Here is a 21279-nt window from a genome sequence, read left to right as displayed (position 1 = left end):
CGCTCACGCCGCGTCCTGCCCGTAGGCGGCATAGCCGGATTCCTCCAGCTCCAGCGCCAGCTCGGCGCCGCCGGAGCGGACGATGCGGCCCTTGTGCATCACATGCACCACGTCCGGCACGATATGGTCGAGCAGGCGCTGGTAATGGGTGATGACCAGCATGGCGCGGTCTGGCGCCCGCAGGGCGTTCACCCCCTGCGCCACCACCTTCAGCGCATCGATATCGAGGCCGGAATCGGTCTCGTCCAGAATGCACAGCTTGGGCTCAAGCAGCGCCATCTGGAGGATCTCGTTGCGCTTCTTCTCACCGCCGGAGAAGCCCACGTTGACCCCTCGCCGCAGCATGTCCTGGGTGATGCCGAGGTCCGGGGCCTTGGCGCGCACCAGCTTGAGGAAGTCGGGGGTGGAAATTTCCTCCTCCCCGCGCGCCTTCTTCTGCGCGTTCATGGCGGCGCGCAGGAACTGCATGTTGGCGACGCCGGGGATCTCTATTGGATACTGGAAGGCGAGGAACACCCCCGCCGCCGCCCGCTCTTCGGGCGCGAGGGCAAGGATGTCCTGGCCGTTGAAGGTGGCCGTGCCCTCGGTGACCTCATAGTCCGGCTTGCCCGAGAGCACATAGGACAAGGTGGACTTGCCGGAGCCGTTCGGCCCCATGATGGCATGCACCTCCCCCGCCGGGATGGTCAGGTCGAGGCCCTTGAGGATCTCGTTGTCGCCGATGCGGGCGTGGAGATTCTTGATTTCGAGCATGTGCGGTGTCCGTTGGTGCGCCACGGCCGGGCCGGGCGGGAATGTCAGCGCTGCGGGGCCGAGCCCCGCGTCGTTCTGGAAGCCGTCATGCCCGGCCTTGTGCCGGGCATCCACGCCGTGCCGCTGGCGCACTGTGGGGAAGCCTGTTCCCGGTCGCCGGGCGTGGATGGCCGGGACAAGCCCGGCCATGACGCGTCGTTACAAGGGCCGAAAGCTCAACCCACGCTCCCCTCGAGGCTCACGGCGATGAGCTTCTGGGCCTCCACGGCGAACTCCATGGGCAACTGCTGGAGCACGTCGCGCACGAAGCCGTTGACGATCAGCGCCACCGCCTCCTCCGGGCCGAGGCCGCGCTGGAGGCAGTAGAACAGCTGGTCCTCGGAGATCTTGGAGGTGGTGGCCTCGTGCTCGAACTGGGCCGAGGCGTTCTTGGCTTCCATGTAGGGCACGGTGTGCGCGCCGCACTGGTCGCCGATGAGCAGCGAGTCGCAATTGGTGAAGTTGCGCGCGCCGGTCGCCTTGCGGTGGGCCGAGACCTGCCCGCGATAGGTGTTTTCCGAATGGCCGGCGGCGATGCCCTTGGAGATGATGCGGCTCGACGTGTTCTTGCCGAGATGGATCATCTTGGTGCCGCTATCCACCTGCTGGTAACCGTTGGAGATGGCGATGGAATAGAACTCGCCCTGCGAGTTGTCGCCGCGCAGGATGCAGCTTGGATACTTCCAGGTGATGGCCGATCCGGTCTCCACCTGGGTCCACGAGATCTTGGAATTGTCGCCCCGGCAATCGCCGCGCTTAGTGACGAAATTATAGATGCCGCCCTTGCCGTCCTTGTCGCCGGGATACCAGTTCTGGACGGTTGAATACTTGATCTGCGCATCCTTCAGCGCCACCAGCTCCACCACGGCCGCATGCAGCTGGTTCTCGTCGCGCTGGGGGGCGGTGCAGCCTTCCAGATAGCTCACATAGGCCCCCTCGTCGGCGATGATGAGGGTGCGCTCGAACTGGCCGGTGTTGCGCTCGTTGATGCGGAAGTAGGTGCTGAGTTCCATGGGGCAGCGCACCCCCTTGGGGATGTACACGAACGACCCGTCGGAAAAGACCGCCGAATTCAGCGTGGCGTAGAAATTGTCCGACACCGGCACCACCGAGCCGAGATAGGTCTTCACCAGATCCGGGTGCTCGCGAATGGCTTCCGAGATGGGCATGAAGATCACGCCCGCGCTCGCCAGCTCCGCCTTGAAGGTGGTGGCCACCGACACGCTGTCGAACACCGCGTCCACCGCCACCTTCGAGCCGCCGGAGTTCTCGATACCCAGCAGGGCGTCGCGCTCGCGCAGCGGAATGCCCAGCTTCTCGTAGGTCTTCAGAATTTCCGGATCGATCTCGTCGATGGACTTCGGCGCCGCCTTGGGCTGCGAGTAGTAATAATAGTCCTGGAAATCGATCTTCGGATAGCTCACCCGCGCCCAGGTGGGCTCCACCATGGTGAGCCAGCGCCGGTAGGCTTCCAGCCGCCATTCGAGCATCCATTCGGGCTCGTTCTTCTTGGCGGAGATATAGCGGATCGTATCCTCGGACAGGCCCTTGGGGGCCTTCTCGCTCTCGATGTCCGTGACGAAACCGTACTTGTACTGGTCCACATCGAGCGCGCGGACGCGTTCAACCGTTTCCTGAACCGCAGGCATCTTCTCTTCTCCTCTCCCGCGCGGGGTCAAGGCCCGCGGGTCAAGTTCACGTCCTGGCCTCGTGCCGCGCATGATGCGCGGGTCCTGAAATCTTCGCCTCCAGGCCGCCATACCACGCGGCTTCCGGATCTTTTTGTTTCCACGCCGCGCGTACCGCGCGGCTTCCGCACTCTTTGTTTCTACGCCGCGCGTACCGCGCGGCTTCTCAGGTGCGGCACCACCTTTTGCAAGGCCGCCACCGCCGCTTCCGCATCTTGCCGCGTGCTGGACCAGCCGAGTGAAAGACGGATGGCGCCCGCCGCGCGGTCCTCGGCAACGCCCATGGCGGACAGCACGTGGGAGGCGCCCACCTTACCCGAGGAGCAGGCCGAACCCGCACTGACACTTACGTGGGCAAGGTCGAGCGCGATCACCAGTGTTTCGGCCCGAAGTCCGGCGAAAGTGAGCATGCTGGTATTGGGCAGCCGCTCCGCCCCAAGGCCGATGACCTCTGTATCGGGAACGCTGGCCAGCACCTCCCGTTCCAGCTCATCGCGCAAGGCCGAAAGCCGCGCGGCCTCGGCCGCCAGATCGGCGCGCGCCACGCGGGCAACGGCGCCGAAGCCGGCGATGGCCGGGCCATTCTCGGTGCCGGCGCGCCGGCCGCGCTCCTGCCCGCCACCGGCGATGAGGGCCGCGGTGCGATCATCCGGCCCCGCCGCCACCAGCGCGCCCGCGCCTTGCGGACCGCCCATCTTGTGGGCGGAGAGGCTGAGGAAATCCACACCCAGCGCGGCCATGTCCAGCGGCAGGCGGCCGGCGGCCTGAACGGCATCGCAGAACACGACGCCGTCGTGCATTTTCGCAAGGCGCGCGGCCTCCGACACTGGCTGGATCACGCCGGTCTCGTTGTTGGCAGCCATCAGCGCCAGTAAAGCACGCCGGCCGGCGGCGGCGTGGCGAGCGAGCGCCGCTTCCAGCGCGCCGAGATCGAGACGGCCAGCGCCGTCCACGGGCAGCACCTCCACGGCCTCGGCGGCAAAGCGGTGGCCGCGCAGCACGGCGGGATGCTCCACCGCGCTTATGAGCAGCACGTCACAGGGCTTCGGCCGGCCGGCCATCTCGACCGCCGGATGCAGCGCCAGAGCGGCGGCTTCCGTAGCGCCCGAGGTGAAGACCACACCACGGGGCGCGGCCCCCACGAGGCGAGCCACGTCCGCCCGCGCCGCCTCCATGCGCGCCCGCGCGGCGCGGCCGTCCGCATGGACCGAGGAGGCATTGCCCACGCGCTCCAGCGCCGCGAGCATGGCGTCGCGGGCTTCGCGCTTCAGGGGGCTGGTGGCGTTGTGATCGAGATAGGCACGGCGCGCGTCAGCCTTGGCCGCGGGGACGCCTGCCCCGGCCTCAGACCGATCCTGCGACCTGAGATCCTGCGATCCCAGGATGCCGCCCGCGCTCATCTTCGCCTCCCGGCCCCTCGCGCGAAATACGCTCCGGACCCGCGCCAGACTTGCAATTGCCGGCAATCTCGGTCATAGCTCAAACTTCACCCGATCCCGCATTGCAGCGCCCTACGGTTTGCGCAGCCGGCAGGAACAGATTAGAATTATTCTAAATCAATAGGTCGTTCCGATCTGTAAGTCAAGCATTACCGTTTCGGCGTCAAGTCGTTAGGGTGATGCTGGCGGGTTCGTCCCCGAGAGTCGTGCTTTCCGGACCGGTCCCGCTTCATCCTGTGCGTCATTGCCACCCAGAGGTTGTAAAACTTCCATGCCAGAAGTGATCTTCCCCGGCGAAAAGGGGCGCCTTGAAGGCCGCTACCAGCCCGCCAAGACCCGCAATGCGCCTATCGCCATCATTCTTCATCCGCACCCGCAGTTCGGCGGGACGATGAACAATCCTGTCGTGTACAACCTCTATTACCAGTTCGCGAACCGGGGCTTCTCGGTGCTGCGCTTCAATTTCCGGGGCGTCGGCCGCTCCCAGGGGTCGTTCGACCACGGCACGGGCGAATTGTCCGACGCCGCGGCCGCGCTGGACTGGGCCCAGTCGGTCAATCCGGATGCGCGGGCGTGCTGGATCGCCGGCTTCTCCTTCGGCGCATGGATCGGCATGCAACTGCTCATGCGCCGCCCGGAGGTGGAGGGCTTCATCTCCATCGCCGCGCCGGCGAACCTCTACGACTTCTCCTTCCTCGCCCCCTGCCCGTCCTCGGGCCTGTTCGTCCATGGCGACAAGGATGCGGTGGTGCCCACCTCGGCGGTCCAGACGCTGGTGGAAAAGCTGAAGACCCAGAAGGGCATCGTCATCGAGCAGCAGGTGGTGCCCGGCGCCAACCACTTCTTCGACGGCAAGACCGAGGACCTCATCGGCGTGGTGGGCACCTATCTCGACAAGCGCCTGCCCGGCACCCGCAAGGACAGCAAGGACAGCGCCGCCTGAAGGCGATCGTTCCGCCTTCCGAGCTCATGAACGGCCGGTCCTGTGGACCGGCCGTTTTTGCAATTGCACCTGCTCTAGACCCGGACCTCCGGCTCCTCCTCGGTGGCCGCGTCCAGGACCCGCTCCTCGCTCATGTAGCGATCGAACTTGGCCTGGCTCAGCCGCTCGCCCACCGCCAGCGCGAACGCCCCGCCCCCGAGCGCGGCCAGCACCAGCAGGTCCCAGCCGAAGGGGATGAGGCCCACGCCCCCGAAGCTGCCGAGGAACGACACCAGCCCGAGACCGCCAAGGTAGGGCGCGAGCCAGACCGCTTCCGCAAGGTCCAGGCTGCCGGCGGCGCGATGGCGGGCATGGAACAGGAACAGCACCAGCCCCGCCAGCAGGCACAGGCCGAGGCGCCACACGGTGGGCCATCCGCTCCAGTAGATGATGAAGGTGGCGATGATGAAGGCCACCGGCGCCACCAGCTTCACCGCCGGCACACGCAGCGGCCGCGTCGCGTCGGGCAGCAACTGGCGCAGGGCCACCACCGCCACCGGCCCCACCACGAACGACAGGATGACGGCGGAGGAATTCAGTTGCACCACCTCGCTGAACGGCAGCAGGACGAAAGTGGTCAACGAAAACACGAGGTTCAGCAGCAGCGCGGCCACCGGCACGCCGCGCGCCGAAAGCGCAGCGAAGCGCTCGGGAAAAAAGCCGTTCTCCGCCAGCGCGAAGGCAAGGCGGGCATTGGAGCCCACCGAGACGAGGCCGCCGGCGAACGGCCCCACCACCGCCCCGAAATTCAGAAGGCTCACCAGCCACAGCATCCCCAGCGCCGCGGCGAGCGCCCCCAGCGGCCCGAAATCCCCCGGCAGCGCCAGCGCGCCCCAGCCGTGGGCGAGATCTGACGGCAGCAGCGCGCCGGTGAAGGCGAACTGGATGCCGCCATAGACCACGAAGGCGATGGCCAGCGCCAGCACCAGGGCGATAGGAATGGTGACGCCGGGGTTCTTCACCTCCCCCGCCATGTCAATGGCATGGCGAAAGCCGATGAAGGAAAAGGCGATGCCCCCGGACGACACCGCCGCCAGCACGCCGGCCACCCCGAACGGCGCGAACCCGCCGCCGACTTGAGTGAAATTGGCCGGCTCGAACCGCGCCGCCAGCAGCGCCACGATGACCACGAGGGGAATGGCGATCTTGAGCCAGGTGATGGCGGTGTTCACGCGGGTAAAGAAGCGCACGCCGAAGGCATTGATGACAGTGAAGCAGACCATCATCAGCCCCGCCGCCGCCACCCCCGCCCACGACAGCGAGCCGCTGCCCGGCGCCGTATAGAGCCAGCCCAGATGCGGGCCGAGGTAGCGCAGCATGGCCTCCACCTCGATGGGGGCGGTGGTGTTGTAGCCCACCCAGGCGCTCCACCCCATGGCCATGGCCACCACGTTGCCGTGGCTGAACTGCGGAACGCGCGCGATGCCGCCGGCCACCGGCAGCATGGCCGAGATTTCCGCGAAGGTGAGGGCGAACAGCAGCATGGCCGCGCCGCCGATGACCCACGCGATCAAAGCGGCGGGGCCGGCATGCTGGGCGGCCAGCAGCGGCGCGAACAGCCAGCCGGAACCGATAATGCCGCTCACGGCCACGAAGGTGAGGCCGATCAGCCCGATCTCGCGCTTCAGCTTGCCCATCGATCCCCCCGCACGTACCGCTCACGACGCCCCGGTTTGGCGGAAGACTAAGCTGAACCGCTGCCGCATGCACCTTGTCGCGAGGAGACCTCCGCGTGTTTTTGTGCCGGTGGAAACGCCCGGCGAATTCTGGGGGTCGATGGCTCGGACAGAGGCCACCCCATCCCTCCCCTTACCTCATGGCCGGAACAGCACCCCGCCGGTCATGGGCTCCGGCGCACCGGTGGTGGTGGGGAAGGTCAGCGGCAGGCCCTTGAGGGCGCGGGCGGCGAGATAGCCGAAGGCGTGGGCCTCCAGCGCGTCGGCGGACCAGCCCACCGCATCCGCCGTGCGCACCTCCACTTCCAACCGCGCCGAAAGCAGGGCGAGAAGCGTCGGGTTGCGCGCACCGCCGCCGGCGACGATCCAGCTTGCCGGCGGCCGGGCCAACAGCGGAACCAGCGCCGCCACGGTCGCCGCCGTGAGGGCGGTGAGGGTTGCCGCCCCATCCTCCAGCCCCATGCCGGAAAGCCCCATGCGCTCGCCCACGAACAGGCGGAAATCGTTGCGATCGAGCGACTTGGGCGGCGGCTGGCGGAAGAAGGGATGCTCCAGCACCTCGGCGATGCGCGCCTCGTCCACGGTGCCGCGCGCCGCCGTGCGGCCGTCCGCGTCGAAGGGCACCTTGGTGCGGGCGAACAGGAAATCGTCGATCAGCGCATTGCCGGGCCCAGTGTCGCAGGCGACGGGCGGCGCATCGCCGTCGATGACGGTGACATTGGCCACCCCGCCCACATTCAGCACCGCCACCGGATGGGGCAGCGCGAGCCGCCGCACCAGCGCCCGGTGGAACACCGGCACCAGCGGCGCCCCCTGCCCACCCGCCGCCACGTCGGCGGCGCGGAAATCCGCCATCACCGGAACGCCAAGGCTCTCGGCAAGGCGCTGGCCGAGGCCGATCTGCACGGTGAGGCGGGCATCGGGGCGGTGAAACACGGTCTGGCCGTGGAAGCCCACGAGGTCGATGTCGGAGGGGGCAAGGCGCAATTGGTCGAGAAGCTGGCGCACCGCCTGCGCATGCAGGTCGGTGATGCGGATTTCGGCCGCGCGCAGCACGCCGGGCCGGTCGGTGCGATGGTTGATGCCGCGCGCATCCTCCATGGCCTGAACCAGCAGCGCCCGCGTCGGCGCGTCATAGGGCAAGGTGAGCGCGGCGCCGAGCCATTGCACCTCTTCGCCGTCGGTCTCGATCAGGGCGGCGTCGATCCCGTCCATGGACGTGCCGCTCATCAGGCCCACCACACGCATCCGCTCACCCCCCTGCCAAATCGGTCGTGCCTGAGTTTGAAACGAGCCGCCGCCGCCCCCTCTCCCGCGTGCGGGGGGAGGGTTGGGGAGGCGGCAGGCCCGCGCCTTCGGCACCGACGGCACCAAGCTCCAAAACCTGTTGCCCCCACCCTGCCCTCCCCCGCAAGCGGGAGAGGGTTCAACGGCATGCCTGGCCGCAATAGCAGACTTTCAGGCGGATAAAGCGCCCTGCAAACCCGCCCTAAATACGCGCGCCCTGTGCAATCTCGCGCGGGACCTGATACACCACCGCTCCTTTCCGGCGCGTGAGCGCCCGCCTCACGTCCGATCCAAAGACCGAACCACGCGATGACCACTCAGACCTTCCGCTCCGACTTCCTGCGCACGCTCTCCGAGCGCGGCTACATCCACCAGTGCTCGGACCTCGAGCGGCTCGACGCCAAGGCCGCGGAAGGCCCCATCACCGCCTATATCGGCTTCGACGCCACCGCCTCCAGCCTCCATGCCGGGCACCTTCTGTCCATCATGATGCTGCGCACGCTCCAGCGCACCGGGCACAACCCCATCGCGCTCATGGGCGGCGGCACCACCAAGATCGGCGACCCGTCCGGCAAGGACGAAGCCCGCAAGATGCTGACCGACCAGCAGATTGACGACAACATCGCCTCCATCCGCAAGGTGTTCGCGCGCTTCCTCGATTTCGGGGCGGGCGCGAAGATGGAGAACAACGCGTCCTGGCTCGACGAGCTGAAATACATCCCGCTTTTGCGCGAGGTGGGGCCGCACTTCACCATCAACCGCATGCTCACCTTCGATTCGGTGAAGCTGCGACTGGAGCGCGAGCAGCCGCTCACCTTCCTCGAATTCAACTACATGATCCTGCAGGCCTACGACTTCGTGGAGCTGAACGCGCGCCACGGCTGCATCCTGCAGATGGGCGGCTCGGACCAGTGGGGCAACATCGTCAACGGCATGGAGCTGGGCCGCCGCATGCGTGGCGCCGACCTGTTCGCGTTGACGACGCCACTGCTCACCACCTCCTCCGGCGCCAAGATGGGCAAGACCGCCGGCGGCGCCGTGTGGCTCGATGCCGACCTGCTGTCGCCTTATGAATACTGGCAGTACTGGCGCAACGCCGGGGATGCGGACGTGGAGCGCTTCCTGAAGCTCTTCACCGAGCTGCCGCTGGACGAGATCGCCCGCCTCGCCGCCCTTCAGGGGCAGGAGATCAACCTCGCCAAGGAGGTGCTCGCCACCGAGGCCACCGCCTTGCTGCACGGCCGCGAGGCCGCCGAGAAGGCGAAGGAGACCTCCCGCGCCACCTTCGCCGACGGTGCGCTGGCTGTGGACCTGCCCACCGTGGAAGTGCCCCGCGCCACGCTGGCGGCGGGACTTGGCGTCGCCAACGCCTTCGTGGATGCCGGCCTCGTCGCCTCCACCAGCGAGGCGCGCCGCCAGATCAAGGGCGGCGGCCTGAAGGTGAACGACGCCGCCGTCACCGACGAGAAGGCGACGCTGGGCCTCGGTGCGCTAACGCCGGAAGGCGTGGTGAAGCTGTCGCTGGGCAAGAAGAAGCACGTGCTGCTGAAGCCGGTGTGAGGGCTCGCGCCCCCGGACACATGCCCGGGTGCAATTCCATTCCCTCTCCCGCCCGAACTCGGCTGGTGCCGCGTTCGGTTCCCAAGAACCGACGCCGGATGTTTCCGGTTTCGGATCGGCTGGTGAGCGACCGGCCGGCGCTTCCCCACCCGTCTCCCCATCGTCGCCCTCCGGCTTGACCGGAGGGCCCATCCCGCCGCTTGTCCAAACCCGGCAGCCTTGCCCTAGCCGGGCCATGGGCCGTCCGGTCAAGCCGGACGGCGACGGTGCTCTCTCCTCTTGAGGCGCCTCTCTCCCCCGCACCCTCCTTCGGCCACAAAGTCGCGGGATTGACGGGGCGCGGGCGCTCGGTTACGCGCCAGCCCTTCGCACAGCCCATATCCTGCCCAAGAGAAACCCGCCCGCCCCATGGCCGACACCGCCCTGAAATCCGCGCCCCGCATCTCCTTCGTCTCGCTGGGCTGCCCCAAGGCGCTGGTGGACAGTGAGCGCATCGTCACCCGGCTGCGCGCGGAAGGCTATGAGCTGACCAAGACCCACCAGGGCGCGGACCTCGTGGTGGTGAACACCTGCGGCTTCCTCGACAGCGCCAAGGCGGAAAGCCTCAACGCCATCGGCGAGGCTTTGGCCGAGAACGGCAAGGTGGTGGTCACCGGCTGCATGGGCGCCGAGCCCGAGCAGATCCGCGAGGTCCACCCGAGCGTCCTCGCCATCACCGGCCCGCAGCAATATGAGAGCGTGCTCGCGGCGGTTCACGAGGCAGTGCCGCCGGCCCACGATCCCTTCCTCGACCTCGTGCCCGCCGAGGGCGTGAAGCTCACCCCCCGCCACTACGCCTATCTCAAGATTTCCGAGGGCTGCTCCAACCGCTGCACCTTCTGCATCATCCCCAAGCTACGCGGCGATCTGGTCTCGCGCCCTGCTGGAGACGTGCTGCGGGAGGCCGAGCGGCTGGTGAAGGCGGGCGTGAAGGAACTGCTCGTCATCTCGCAGGACACCTCGGCCTATGGCGTCGACCTGCGCTATGCCACCAGCCCGTGGGGCGACAGGGAAGTCGCCGCCCGCTTCCTCGATCTCGCCGGCGCGCTGGGGGACCTCGGCGCATGGGTGCGCCTGCATTACGTCTACCCCTACCCGCACGTGGATGCGGTGATGGAGCTGATGGCCGCCGGCAAGGTGCTGCCCTATCTCGACATTCCGTTCCAGCATGCGAGCCCCACCGTGCTGAAGCGCATGAAGCGCCCGGCCTCGCAGGAGAAGACGCTGGCCCGCATCCAGGCATGGCGCGCGGCGGTGCCGGATCTCACGCTCCGCTCCACCTTCATCGTCGGCTTCCCCGGCGAGACCGAGGCGGAGTTCGAGGAATTGCTCTCTTTCCTCGAAGAGGCGGAGATCGACCGCGCCGGCTGCTTCAAGTTCGAGCCGGTGCGCGGGGCCGATGCCAACGCATTGGAAAACCCCGTGCCCGACGAGGTGAAGGCCGAGCGCTACGACCGCTTCATGCGCACCCAGCAGAAGGTGTCGGCCCGGCGCCTCAAGCGCAAGGTGGGCACCCGGCAGAGCGTGATCATCGATGCCGTGACGCCCGAAGGCGGCATCGGCCGCACCAAGGGCGACGCGCCGGAGATTGACGGCACGGTGAAGGTTTTCGCCCGCCGCCCCCTGCGCGTGGGCGAGATCGCCACCGTGAAGATCGAGGCGGCCGGGCCCTACGACCTCTCCGGCACCGCCGTGGGGTTCTGAGGGCGCGCGCCATCAGGGCGTGGCCGGCTCCAGCTCCGCCACCACGCGCTCCAGCATATCCGCCGCGGCCGATATCTCCGCCTCCGTCACCGTGAGCGGCGGCAGGACAGCCAGCACTTGGCCGAGCGGACGGGTGACAAGCCCCGCCCCGGCGAGGCGTGCCGCCAGATCATCGGGCGGCACGGTGCACACGAGCCCCTGCGCCAGCCCGGTGCCGACCAGCCCGCTGAACAGGTCCGCCCGCCGGTAGCGCAGGGTCGCGAGGCGGTCCTCCAGCAACCAGCCCAGCGCCTGGACGCGCCCCTCGAAGCCGGGGGCGAAGGCGGTTTCGAGCACCACCCCCGCCGAAGCCAGCGCCTCTCCCGCCACCACGGGCAGCGCACCGGGCAGGCCGCGCGCCCATTTGGCGGTGAGCACGAGGGCGGCCAGCGACAGGCCGGCCCCCTCCCCCACCAGCATGAGATCCGGCGTCACGCCGGTCCATTCATGGGCGAAGGCCATGCCGGTACGCCCCAGCCCGGCGGCGGTCTCGTCGAAGATGAGGGCGAGGCCGTATTCGTCCGCCGCCTCCCGCAGCTCGGCGAGGAAAGAGCCGGGCAGCATCTCGATGCCCGCTGCCAGCCGGACCGGAGCGACGAACAGGCCCGCCGTCTTCGGCCCGACGGCGGCGCGGATGGCGCCGATCTCGTCGGGCATGCGGCTGACCTCCGCATCGCCGGCAAATTCCGGCGGCAAAGGCGCGTCCCCGGCGCAGACCAGCAAGTCCCGCCGCTTGGGCCGCCCGGAAATGCGGTGCTGGGCACGAATGGTGTCGAGGATCACCCGCCGCGCGATGGCGGCCGAAGGCAGCAGCGCCGCCGTGTCGCCGAAGGAATGTGCCACCAGCAGGTCCGCAAGGGCGGCGGCATCCGGGGTGGGCGCGGGTTCCGCCTGCGCCTGCGCAGGCGCAGGAGGCGCGACGAGGCAGGCGCCGGAGAAATCGAGGGGCGCGAGGCATGTCCCGCCGCTCGTCTCGCCGCTTTCCGCGGGCGGCTCCGGCGCAGGTTCGGACGCAGGCTGGGACATGGCACCTCCGGCGCCGACAAAAGCCGGCGGCAATCGCAACAGCATGCGCATGCAAGAACGCGGCCTTAACAGGGCACGGCTCCGCACCCCAATCCGACGCCAAGCCTGCGGCTGAGCTGTCGCTGCCTCGTCTTCCCCGCCCGAACGAGGCGGGTGCCGGAACCGGACGGGGCAGCCGAAACCCGGCGGCGCCCCGCTCAATCGTACTTCAGGTAGGAAAAGCGCAGGTCGTGCTGCGGCGTACCTTCCAGCGGGGCGTCAGGCACGGCGCCGGGTTGCCACATCACCACCTCCTCGATCTTCTGCGCCAAAGCGAAGTCGCGCACGGTGATGCCCTTGGCGTCGTGGGACATGAGGCGCACCTCCACCCAGGCGTAGGAGGCGGTGAGGTCGGGATGGTGCCAGGCCGCCTCGGCCAGGTGACCCACCGTGTTGATGACCATCAGCGTGCCCTTCCAGCTGTTGGTCTTGTAGGTGCGGCGGATCCAGCCGTCCTCATAGCGCCAGTGGGGCAGATCCGCCTTCAGGCGGGCCTCGATCTCCGCGGGGCCGAAGGTGTGCTTGCGGTCGATGGTCATGGGGGCCTCCTCATGGGGTTCCGGCCGCGCCGGTCCCCGGGACTTATCTATCTCGTTTGTTTGTCGCATTTTCTGCGCGCGGACCGGGTACCCGCCGGCGTGACATGGTCCGGACACCGAAAGAAACCGTACGCAGGATTGATCTGCCACAGGGCGCGGCGCGCCGGCCGATGCTGTATATCCACCCTGCCGCCGGGCGCGCATATGCCCCCGCGGGCCGCAGCCGATGGGAACATCATGTCCACCACCCTCGCTTTCCTCGTCAATGCGCTCATCGTGATCGCCACGGTCGCCGCCATGGAAGGGGTGGCCTGGGCCGCGCACAAATATGTCATGCACGGCTTCGGCTGGGGCTGGCACAAGTCGCACCATGAGCCGCGCGAGGGCGTTTTCGAGCGCAACGACCTTTATGCGCTGCTGTTCGCGGGCATCGCCATCGCCCTCATCTACGCGTTCCGCAATGGCGGCGCGCTGCTATGGGTGGGCGTGGGCATGACGGTCTACGGCTTCCTCTATTTCTTCGTGCACGACGGCATCACCCACCAGCGCTGGCCGTTCCGCTACGTGCCGCGCAACGGCTACCTCAAGCGCCTGGTGCAGGCCCATCGGCTGCACCATGCGGTGGATGGCAAGGAGGGCTGCGTCTCCTTCGGCTTCATCTACGCCCCGCCGCCGGCCGACCTGAAGGCCAAGCTGAAGAAGCTGCACGGCGGCAGCCTGAAGCAGAACGAGGCGGCGGAATAGGCGGGATCACCCTCCTCCCGTTCCCGGAACCACACCCCGAAACGAAAAGAGGCGGCCGAAGCCGCCTCTTTCTTTTATCAGGTGGCCGGTGCGGCGCTCAGGCCTTCACCAGCGGCAGCTTGGGCACCGGGCTGCCGGAGCGGCCGGGGCCGCCCGCCGGGCCGCCGGACTTGGGACCCTTCGGCCCGCTCTTGGGACCCTTGGTGCCCGGCCGCGAGGCCTTCGCCTTGGCCGCCGGCTTACGGCGCTTGGCCGGTTCCGGGGCGATCTTGTCCGGCTTGGGGGTGACGGGGCCTTCGGGGAACTCGAAGCCGAGCTTCGAGTCCAGCCCCTCGCCTTCCACCACCACGCGGACATGGCCGCCATTCTTCAGCGCGCCGAACAGGACGAGATCGGCGAGCGGGGTCTTGATGTACTCCTGGATGACGCGGGCCATGGGCCGCGCCCCCATCTGCTCGTCGTAGCCGCGTTCCACCAGCCACGCGCCGGCCTCGTCGGACAGCTCGATGGTGACGTTGCGGTCCGCCAGCTGGGCCTCGAGCTGGAGCACGAACTTCTCCACCACCTGGGTGATGACCTCGGGCGGCAGGTGGCCGAACGGGATCACCGCGTCGAGACGGTTGCGGAATTCCGGCGCGAAGGTCCGGTTGATGGCCTCCGAATCGTCGCCCTCGCGCTTCTGGCGGGTGAAGCCGTAAGCGGGCTTCGCCAGATCCGCCGCGCCGGCGTTGGTGGTCATGATGAGGATCACGTTACGGAAGTCGATCTGCTTGCCGTTGTGGTCGGTCAGCTTCCCGTGGTCCATCACCTGCAGCAGGATGTTGAAGAGGTCCGGGTGGGCCTTCTCGATCTCGTCCAGCAGCAGCACGCAGTGCGGGTTCTGGTCCACCCCATCGGTGAGCAGGCCGCCCTGGTCAAAGCCCACATAGCCGGGAGGCGCGCCGATGAGGCGGCTGACCGTGTGGCGCTCCATATACTCCGACATGTCGAAGCGCAGCAGCTGCACGCCCAGCACGGAGGCGAGCTGCTTGGCCACTTCGGTCTTGCCGACGCCGGTGGGGCCGGAGAACAGGTAGGAGCCGATTGGCTTTTCCGGTTCCCGCAGGCCGGCGCGGGCCAGCTTGATGGAGGCGGCGAGCGCGTCGATGGCCTTGTCCTGCCCGTAGACCACGCGCTTGAGGGTGGTGCGCAGGGTGGCCAGCACCTCGGCATCATCCTTCGAGATGGTCTTGGGCGGAATCCGCGCCATGGTGGCGATGGTGGCCTCGATCTCCTTCAGGCCGATGGTCTTCTTGCGCTTGGCCTCGGGCAGCAGCATCTGCGCCGCGCCGGATTCGTCGATCACGTCGATCGCCTTGTCCGGCAGCTTGCGGTCGTGGATGTAGCGGGCCGACAGCTCCACCGCCGCCTTGATGGCGTCGTTGGTGTAGCGCAGCTTGTGGTAGTCCTCGAAGCAGGGCTTGAGGCCCTTGAGGATCTCAATGGCGTCAGCCACGGACGGCTCGGCCACGTCGATCTTCTGGAACCGCCGCACAAGGGCCCGGTCCTTCTCGAAATACTGGCGGTATTCCTTGTAGGTGGTCGAGCCCATGCAGCGCAGGCTGCCCGAGGCGAGCGCCGGCTTCAGCAGGTTGGACGCATCCATGGCCCCGCCCGAGGTCGCACCGGCACCGATGACCGTATGGATCTCGTCGATGAACATGATCGCGTTGGGATAGGCCTCGATCTCCTTCACCACCTGCTTGAGGCGCTCCTCGAAGTCGCCGCGATAGCGGGTGCCGGCGAGCAGCGCGCCCATGTCGAGGGCGAAGACCGTGGCGGTGGCCAGCACCTCCGGCACCTCGCCGTCGTTGATGCGCTTGGCCAGGCCCTCGGCGATGGCGGTCTTGCCGACGCCCGGGTCGCCCACGAACAGCGGGTTGTTCTTCTGCCGGCGGCACAGCACCTGGATGGTGCGGGTGATCTCCGGATCGCGACCGATGAGGGGATCGATCTTGCCCTCGTGGGCCTTCTTGTTGAGGTTGACGCAATAGGCGTCGAGCGCGTCGGCCTTCTTCTTGGTGTCGTCGCCGGACTTGGTCTCCGTCTCCTCGTCGGCGCCGCGCACGGGCCGGCTCTCGGACATGCCGGAGCGCTTGGCGATGCCGTGGGAGATGTAGTTGACCGCGTCGTACCGCGTCATGTCCTGCTCCTGCAGGAAATAGGCGGCATGGCTCTCGCGCTCGGCGAAGATGGCGACGAGCACGTTGGCCCCGGTCACCTCTTCCCGGCCCGAGGACTGCACATGGATCACCGCGCGCTGGATGACGCGCTGGAAGCCGGCGGTGGGCTTGGAATCATCGGACCCGGACTGGACGAGATTCTCCAGTTCCGTGTCCACGTATTCGATGAGATTGCGACGGAGCTTCTCCATGTCGACGTTGCAGGCCCGCATGACGGCCGCGGCGTCCTGATCGTCCACCAGGGAGAGAAGCAGATGCTCGAGGGTCGCGTACTCGTGGTGGCGTTCGTTGGCGAGGGCCAGAGCGCGATGGAGCGACTGTTCGAGGCTGCGTGAGAATGTGGGCATCGACACCTCTTCCGCGCATCGCTCCCGGCCCTTGGAAACCCCGCCAGCTTGGGGAGCGCGTGCACCATTCACACAAACTTCGTACCGGATGCCGCAGTGCGCAAGCCCCTCCTGCGATGGAAAAACGCTTCCCTTAGCCTGTCATCCATGCCGAGCACAAGACAGCGCCTCGCATTCCGGGCCTTAACGACCCAGATTTCATCCATCAGGTTTTTTCGCGAAGGGCGTGAGCCGGCTTATTTCTTCTCCATCACGCACTGGAGAGGATGCTGGTGCTTGCGGGCGAAATCCATCACCTGAGTCACCTTGGTCTCGGCGACCTCATAGGTGAAAACGCCGCACTCCCCCACGCCGTGATGATGCACATGGAGCATGATGGTGTTGGCCTGCTCGCGGTCCTTGTTGAAGAACCGCTCCAGCACATGCACCACGAATTCCATGGGCGTGTAGTCGTCGTTCAGCAGCAGCACGCGGTAGAGCGAGGGCCGCTTGGTCTGCGGCTTGGTGCGGGAAATGACCGCCGTGCCGGGACCATCGCCGCCCCTGCGGGGTGGCGTGTCGGGGCCGGCCAGGGCCGGCATCTGAAAAGTGGAATGTGAAATATCCATCATGTCCGTCGCGCCCTGTTCCGCTGCTCCGGCCGTCGCGCGGAGTTTGGCGCAGCTCCCTCAATGAGGAGAATAATAGGAAGAGCGGCGCGTCTTCGCCAGTGCCGTCGCGGAATCCGGGGCCACAGCGTGCCGCATCCGCACCGGCCGCGGCAGCACAAAGGCCCTTGCGGACCGCCAGAACGACTAAGGCCCGGCGCTGGGCCGGGCCTTGTGACGCAACGCTTCTGAACGCAACTTACGCAACCGAACGCTTACGCTGAACGCATTACGCACCTACGCTTGATGCACTTACGATCGACTCCCAAGGGAGCCGGCACGCCGGATGGACGCGAAAACAGCCTCCCGGCGCGATGCCCGTTGCGGGAGAAATGTCAGCTCAGCTGGGGAACTTGAAGCCGGTCTTGCCGAGGGTCGACTCGAAGGGCTTGTAGGTTTCCTTCGCCAGCTCGGTGTAGAGCTCGCCGAGCTTGGTGGCCTGGGCGACGGCGCCCTCGTAGGCCGACTTCAGGTAGGTCTGCTGGATCTCGATGGCCTGCTCAAGGGTCTTGGCGCCGAGCAGCTTCTCGAGGGCAGCGGTGCCCTGCTCGAAGGAGGTCTTGGTGTAGTCGGCGATTTCCACCGCGATCGCCTGGGCGCTCTTGGACAGCGTGCCGAAGCTCTTCATGGCGGATTCGATGTTGTCCTTGCTGATCTTCTGCAGCTCTTCAGGAGTTTGAACCATTGGGAGTCCCCTTTTTGCCGGCAAATGGGCCGGCCCCGCGCAGAGTGGTTATTGCCTCCGCTCGGTTGTGAATATTATGCACTGCAGCACGGTCGTCAAGCGGTTTTTGTGCAGCGCACAATATGGCAGCGCTGCCAGGTTTACGCCTTGGTAACTCCGCGTTTTTACGCTCAGCACTTGGTCGCTTCCTCCAACCCTCGGTGCGACGCAAAAGCCTTTGGCAAGGCTCCGGGTCACAACGGGCGCGGGTACTGGTTCAGGTTTGCGACCAATGACACGGGACAAATGTGCATGCGTAGATCGTCGCCCGGCCTCTCCTTCACCACGAAAGCCCTTGCTTTTGCGGTGCTTGCGGCATTCACCCTGACCGCGACGGTGGCTGAGGCGAAGCCCCGCAAGAAGTCCCAGGTCGAACGATCCAAGGAGCGCTCCAAGCCGCGCTCCAAGCAACTCGCAACCGCCCAGAATACCGACGACGCCAGCCGCTGGCGCTATGGCTCCTCCGCCATCATCGTGGACGCGAATACCGGCAAGACGCTCTACGAGGACAATGCGGACGCCCTGCGACATCCTGCCTCAGTCACCAAAATCATGACCCTGTACCTCCTGTTCGAGCAGCTGGAGGCGGGAAACCTCAAGCTCGACAGCAACCTGCAGGTTTCGGCCAAGGCTGCCTCGCAGCAGCCCTCCAAGCTCGGGGTGCGGCCAGGCTCCACCATCGAGGTGGAAGACGCCATCAAGGCGCTGGTGACGCGCTCGGCCAACGACGTGGCGGTGGTGATCGCGGAAAACCTCGGCGGCTCGGAATCCGAGTTCGCGGAAATGATGACGCGCAAGGCCCGCGCGCTGGGCATGAGCCGCACCGTGTTTCGCAACGCCTCCGGCCTGCCCAACCCAAATCAGGTGACCACCGCGCGCGACCTCTCCGTCCTCGGCCGCGCGGTGCAGGACCGTTTCCCAAAGCAGTACAAGTACTTCGCCACCCGCACCTTCTATTATCGCGGGCAGGCCATCGGCAATCACAACCGCCTGCTGGGCCGGATCGAGGGCGTGGACGGCATCAAGACCGGCTACACCCAGGCCTCGGGCTTCAATCTCGTCACCTCGGTGAAGCGCGACGGGCGCTATCTGGTGGGCGTCGTGCTCGGCGGCTCCAGCGGCGGATCGCGTGACGCGCGCATGACCAACCTCATCTCGCAGAACATCAACGTCGCCTATGCCGGCGGGCGGATCGCGCCCAAGGTCACCGAGGTGGCCGAGGCCGCCATTCCCGTGAACCGCCCGTTTGCCGCGCCCATCCCGGTGGTGGCCCAGCGCGACGAGGACACGCCTCACGCCGTCGCCCCGCTGCCCAAGCCCGCCGCCGTGCAGATCGCCGCCGCCGAGCCGGCGACCACCGCCTCCATCCCCTCCTCCAGCCGCCAGAGCGCGAGCCAGCAGAGCGCCGCCCAGCCGGTGAAGCCCGGCTCCGCCGAACCCATCCGCCCGGTGGCGGTGAAGACCGTGGCGGTGCAGCGGCCGGTTCAGGCGGCAGCCACGACCACAGCAGTTGCTCCCTCCCCGGCGAGCTTTGCCGCCCCGGCCGGCGTGCTCGGCTATCTCGGCCCCTCCAGCTCCACCCTCTCTCCCGCCGCCTCCGCGGTTCAGGCCGTGGCCCAGGGCCATGCGCGGCAGGCTCCGGCCCAGACCGCTCAGGCCCAGACCGCTCCGGTTCAGACGGCGTCTCTCCAGCAGGCGACCGCACCCGCCGGCAAGGACACCTCGCGCCTCACCTCCGCGGTGGCCAGCGGCGCCTCCGAACAGGCCCTGCGCGCCGCCCGCATCGCCGCCATGGAGCCGGACGACGCCTATGCCCAGGCCATGAAGGCCACCCAGCGCACCCAGAGCGCGCCCCAGCCTGCAGCCGCCGCCCCGGCGCGGCCGGTGCGCACCGCCTCCCTCGGCCCGGTGGCCGCCCCCGAGCCGGCGGCGAAGCCCGCTCCGGCGAAGTCCCCGGTTCCGGCCTCCTCCCATTCCGGCTGGCAGATCCAGATCGGCGCCTTCGGCGGCGAGCGCGAGGCCAAGGCCAAGCTTGATGCCGCCAAGGCCCGCGCCAAGTCGGTCCTCGGCAGCGCCGATCCCTACACGGAAAAGGTGACCAAGGGTTCGTCCGACCTCTACCGCGCCCGCTTCGCCGGGCTGGACGAAAAGAGCGCCCGCGAAGCCTGCCGTTTACTCAAGCGTAATGACTTCGACTGTATGACGTTCAAGAATTGAAGTCATGCACGGGACTCAGCCATGCTTGCGCAAGATCACGTCCTTGGCGCGATTGATCCTCGCAGCCAGATAGCTGGATCCGCCCAGGTCGGGGTGGAGCTTCTTCATGAGGGCGCGGTGCGCCGCGCGGACGGCCTCGGCGTCCGCACCCGGCTGAAGGCCAAGGATCTCATAGGCTTCCTCTTCGGCCATCGCGTCGCTGCCCGCGCGGACGCGCTCACCCGCGCCCATATTCCCGCCACCCGCATCCGCCTGTGCGTGCTCACGCCAGGCGGGCGCCCGGCGGTCGAGATAAGCTTCGAGTAAGGACAGGGACTGCGCATCGCAGATGCGGCGCAGGGCGAGGAGCGCCGGCACATCCAGCGCATCGAGCCTGGTGCCCGCATTGGGGCCGGAAACGACGACGCCCTTCATCTCGCCGCTGGCCAGATCCAGCTCCATCTCCAGCAACTGGGTGCGCACCTTCGAGACCTGCGGCGCGCCGCGCTTGCGGAACAGGTTGCCGAGCCAGCCGCCTACCCCTTGCGGATCAAGCCGGCCCAGCAGGCCGATGCCCACCGCCGCCAGCGGGATTGCCGCCCCGAACCGCCCCGTCGCCAGCGCCCCCGCCGCACCCAGCAGGGCCGCATAGGCCAGCGAGCGCATGAGGATGGCCATCAGCACCTTGGGGTCGGCCTTGGTCCAGACCTTGAGGCCATAGAGGCCGATGATCAGCAGAAGGGCACCGGCAATCAGGCTGATCACGAAAACCACCTCACAGGTCGAGCGATTTCAAGGCTTGGGCGCAGGGTGTTCCCACATCCGCCTCAGCGGCCGAGTGCGGCGATGAGCAGGCGCGCCCCGGCATCGTGCCGGTTGGCGAGGGCGAGCCGACCGCCCGCCGCATAGGCCGCCACGGCGGAGAGAAGCTGGCGCAATTCATCAGGGGCGTGGGCGTCGAACCGGCAATAGGCGCCGGAGGTGACATCCGCCAGGGTGCGGAACACCTCCTCCACCCGGCTGTCGCGCCCCTCCTGGAACATGAACAGCCGCACCCCGCGCAGGGCCAGTTGGCCCGCCGCCTCGAAGAGCCGGGCGGCATCCTCCTCCATGGCGTCGCCGACGAACACCGCCGCCTTGAGGCCGGAGCGCTCCGCCTCCCGCGACAGGTGGGCGAGCACGCGATGGATCTGGGTGAGTCCGCCCTGGCAGGCGATACGGCGCATGAGGGCGCCGAGCGTGGCCGCATCCTTCACGAAGGGCGAGGCCCGGCATTCCCCCTGCCCCCGGTAATAGACGATCTGCATGTCCAGCCCGCCGTGGGCGGCGGCCGAGGCGAACATGTCGGCCTGGATGTCGCAGGCGAGCGTCCAGGTGGGCTGGCGCGAGCCGGTGGCATCGAGGGCGAAGGCGAGGCGCCCGCGCCCGTCCGCCGGCCGCGCCGGGGGCATGGCCCGCGCGGCGGCCAGAAAGCGCGCCACGTCGTCGGCGCCGGAAACCACCGGATTGGCCGTGTCCTGCGCCTTGGGCAGGCGCGCGTTCTTGTCGTCGGTCTTCGCCATCAGGGCCTCTTGGTCCACACATAAGCC

17 protein-coding genes are annotated in these 21279 nt (G+C 67.7%); 5 read left to right on the top strand and 12 right to left on the bottom strand.

The window, feature by feature from the left end; all coding sequences use genetic code 11:
* Positions 1 to 3: 3 nt before the first annotated feature.
* From sufC to FBQ73_RS05085, 3 genes are all read right to left on the bottom strand, one after another.
* Positions 4 to 753 carry a Fe-S cluster assembly ATPase SufC gene (gene sufC / locus FBQ73_RS05095; protein ID WP_138398995.1) on the bottom strand — a complete coding sequence of 250 codons (750 nt, stop codon included), beginning with the start codon at positions 751 to 753 and terminating at the stop codon, positions 4 to 6.
* 215 nt (positions 754 to 968) lie between these two features.
* Entirely contained in the window at positions 969 to 2441 is a 1473-nt protein-coding gene (sufB, locus tag FBQ73_RS05090) for a Fe-S cluster assembly protein SufB (RefSeq protein WP_138398423.1), read from the bottom strand.
* Between the two features lie 179 nt (positions 2442 to 2620).
* Entirely contained in the window at positions 2621 to 3880 is a 1260-nt protein-coding gene (locus tag FBQ73_RS05085) for a cysteine desulfurase family protein (RefSeq protein WP_138398422.1), read from the bottom strand.
* A 310-nt stretch (positions 3881 to 4190) separates the two neighbouring features.
* On the opposite strand from FBQ73_RS05085, the gene FBQ73_RS05080 reads away from it, so the two are divergent.
* On the top strand, positions 4191 to 4862 hold the full coding sequence (locus FBQ73_RS05080; protein WP_138398421.1) for an alpha/beta hydrolase: 672 nt from the start codon (positions 4191 to 4193) through the stop codon (positions 4860 to 4862).
* A 74-nt stretch (positions 4863 to 4936) separates the two neighbouring features.
* On the opposite strand, the gene FBQ73_RS05075 is transcribed toward FBQ73_RS05080, so the two are convergent.
* Both FBQ73_RS05075 and FBQ73_RS05070 read right to left on the bottom strand, forming a co-directional pair.
* Positions 4937 to 6538 carry an APC family permease gene (locus tag FBQ73_RS05075; RefSeq protein WP_138398420.1) on the bottom strand — a complete coding sequence of 534 codons (1602 nt, stop codon included), beginning with the start codon at positions 6536 to 6538 and terminating at the stop codon, positions 4937 to 4939.
* Between the two features lie 177 nt (positions 6539 to 6715).
* Positions 6716 to 7825: an anhydro-N-acetylmuramic acid kinase gene (locus tag FBQ73_RS05070; protein ID WP_138398419.1), complete on the bottom strand. Its 1110-nt coding sequence runs from the start codon at positions 7823 to 7825 to the stop codon at positions 6716 to 6718.
* A 348-nt stretch (positions 7826 to 8173) separates the two neighbouring features.
* Between FBQ73_RS05070 and tyrS the strand changes: the two genes are divergently transcribed.
* Together tyrS and rimO are read left to right on the top strand one after the other, a co-directional pair.
* The gene (gene tyrS, locus FBQ73_RS05065; RefSeq protein ID WP_138398418.1) at positions 8174 to 9424 is read left to right on the top strand and encodes a tyrosine--tRNA ligase; all 1251 of its coding nucleotides are present in this window, start codon (positions 8174 to 8176) and stop codon (positions 9422 to 9424) included.
* 408 nt (positions 9425 to 9832) lie between these two features.
* On the top strand, positions 9833 to 11167 hold the full coding sequence (gene rimO, locus FBQ73_RS05060; protein ID WP_170218753.1) for a 30S ribosomal protein S12 methylthiotransferase RimO: 1335 nt from the start codon (positions 9833 to 9835) through the stop codon (positions 11165 to 11167).
* A 12-nt stretch (positions 11168 to 11179) separates the two neighbouring features.
* Here rimO and FBQ73_RS05055 read toward each other — a convergent pair whose 3' ends face one another.
* Complete coding sequence (locus FBQ73_RS05055) at positions 11180 to 12232, bottom strand: aminotransferase class III-fold pyridoxal phosphate-dependent enzyme (RefSeq protein WP_170218752.1); 1053 nt, start codon at positions 12230 to 12232, stop codon at positions 11180 to 11182.
* A 197-nt stretch (positions 12233 to 12429) separates the two neighbouring features.
* Positions 12430 to 12810 (bottom strand): 4a-hydroxytetrahydrobiopterin dehydratase, encoded by a 381-nt coding sequence (locus FBQ73_RS05050; protein ID WP_138398416.1) that lies wholly within the window; start codon positions 12808 to 12810, stop codon positions 12430 to 12432.
* A 237-nt stretch (positions 12811 to 13047) separates the two neighbouring features.
* Between FBQ73_RS05050 and FBQ73_RS05045 the strand changes: the two genes are divergently transcribed.
* Positions 13048 to 13554 carry a sterol desaturase family protein gene (locus tag FBQ73_RS05045; RefSeq protein WP_138398415.1) on the top strand — a complete coding sequence of 169 codons (507 nt, stop codon included), beginning with the start codon at positions 13048 to 13050 and terminating at the stop codon, positions 13552 to 13554.
* Positions 13555 to 13651: 97 nt separating this feature from the next.
* Here FBQ73_RS05045 and clpA read toward each other — a convergent pair whose 3' ends face one another.
* The 3 genes from clpA to FBQ73_RS05030 all read right to left on the bottom strand — a co-directional run bounded on the left by clpA (position 13652) and on the right by FBQ73_RS05030 (position 17455).
* The gene (gene clpA / locus FBQ73_RS05040) at positions 13652 to 16123 is read right to left on the bottom strand and encodes an ATP-dependent Clp protease ATP-binding subunit ClpA (protein WP_138398414.1); all 2472 of its coding nucleotides are present in this window, start codon (positions 16121 to 16123) and stop codon (positions 13652 to 13654) included.
* A 236-nt stretch (positions 16124 to 16359) separates the two neighbouring features.
* Entirely contained in the window at positions 16360 to 16704 is a 345-nt protein-coding gene (gene clpS / locus FBQ73_RS05035) for an ATP-dependent Clp protease adapter ClpS (protein ID WP_246089618.1), read from the bottom strand.
* A gap of 406 nt (positions 16705 to 17110) precedes the next feature.
* Positions 17111 to 17455: a phasin family protein gene (locus FBQ73_RS05030; RefSeq protein ID WP_138398413.1), complete on the bottom strand. Its 345-nt coding sequence runs from the start codon at positions 17453 to 17455 to the stop codon at positions 17111 to 17113.
* Positions 17456 to 17746: 291 nt separating this feature from the next.
* Here FBQ73_RS05030 and FBQ73_RS05025 point away from each other — a divergent pair, with 291 nt between their 5' ends.
* On the top strand, positions 17747 to 19711 hold the full coding sequence (locus FBQ73_RS05025; protein WP_138398412.1) for a D-alanyl-D-alanine carboxypeptidase family protein: 1965 nt from the start codon (positions 17747 to 17749) through the stop codon (positions 19709 to 19711).
* Between the two features lie 15 nt (positions 19712 to 19726).
* On the opposite strand, the gene FBQ73_RS05020 is transcribed toward FBQ73_RS05025, so the two are convergent.
* On the bottom strand, positions 19727 to 20455 hold the full coding sequence (locus tag FBQ73_RS05020; protein WP_246089577.1) for a DnaJ domain-containing protein: 729 nt from the start codon (positions 20453 to 20455) through the stop codon (positions 19727 to 19729).
* A 62-nt stretch (positions 20456 to 20517) separates the two neighbouring features.
* Positions 20518 to 21252 carry a VWA domain-containing protein gene (locus FBQ73_RS05015; RefSeq protein ID WP_138398411.1) on the bottom strand — a complete coding sequence of 245 codons (735 nt, stop codon included), beginning with the start codon at positions 21250 to 21252 and terminating at the stop codon, positions 20518 to 20520.
* Between the last annotated feature and the right edge of the window lie 27 nt (positions 21253 to 21279).

Origin of the sequence: Xanthobacter autotrophicus, assembly GCF_005871085.1 — a bacterium.
GTDB lineage: Bacteria > Pseudomonadota > Alphaproteobacteria > Rhizobiales > Xanthobacteraceae > Xanthobacter > Xanthobacter autotrophicus.
Note: the sequence above shows the minus strand (reverse complement) of the source record. Positions and strands in the feature narration are given on the sequence as shown.